We start from the raw sequence: 680 nt of genomic DNA, 5'->3' as shown, positions 1-680 counted from the left end.
CCTGGCCCAGCTCCGTGCCCGTTCCCCGGAGGGGGCCCGCCGCAGGGGCACCGCGTACGACGAGGCGACCCGGCTGTTCCGGCGCTGCCGGGCGCTGCCCTGGCTGGGCCAGGTGGACGAGGCCCGCAGCGCGCCGGAGCCCGCGCCGCCGGTGCCCGTGCCGGACGCCCCGGAGACGCTGGACGCGCTGGCGGGGCTGGCCGCGATGGAGCGTCAGGTGGCCGCGCTGGTGATGGAGGGCGCCACCAACCGGGAGATAGCAGCACGGCTGTTCGTGAGCGTGAAGACGGTGGAGGCGACCCTGACCCGGGTCTACCGGAAGCTGGGCATCCGCTCACGGGTGGACATCGTCCGATTGGCCGCAGGTCGCCGCGCGAAGTGACGGCGCCCCCGGTTAACTGAGCCGGACCGAGGGTTTTCCCTCCCCTGACCCCCTAGGGGGTTCCCTCATTGGGAGGCGGGAGTTCCGGGTCCTAGCGTGAGGGGCGTGCCGCTCGCCGGGCACACGGGTTCGGAATCCCCCCCCTCTCCGCTCCACCGGAGCCGGGGGTGCCCCGTCCCCGTGCACCACCCCCACACCCGCGCGACCCCCACCGGCAACCCCCACTGAGGAGACTCATGTTCGGGCTCAGACGTGCCAGAAAGACCGCCGTGACCGTGCTGGCGACCGCCGCCGCCGC

General features: G+C 74.3%; 1 protein-coding gene. It reads left to right on the top strand.

All coding sequences use genetic code 11. The features are described from left to right. A partial coding sequence (locus GT030_RS31495; RefSeq protein ID WP_161204009.1) for a helix-turn-helix transcriptional regulator occupies window positions 1-382 on the top strand: 382 nt, incomplete at its 5' end. Window positions 383-680 lie beyond the last annotated feature (298 nt).

The sequence above is a fragment of the Streptomyces sp. SID1328 genome (assembly GCF_009865595.1).
In the GTDB taxonomy this organism is placed as follows: Bacteria; Actinomycetota; Actinomycetes; order Streptomycetales; family Streptomycetaceae; genus Streptomyces; species Streptomyces griseoluteus.
This window is presented reverse-complemented; position numbering and strand designations above follow the sequence as displayed.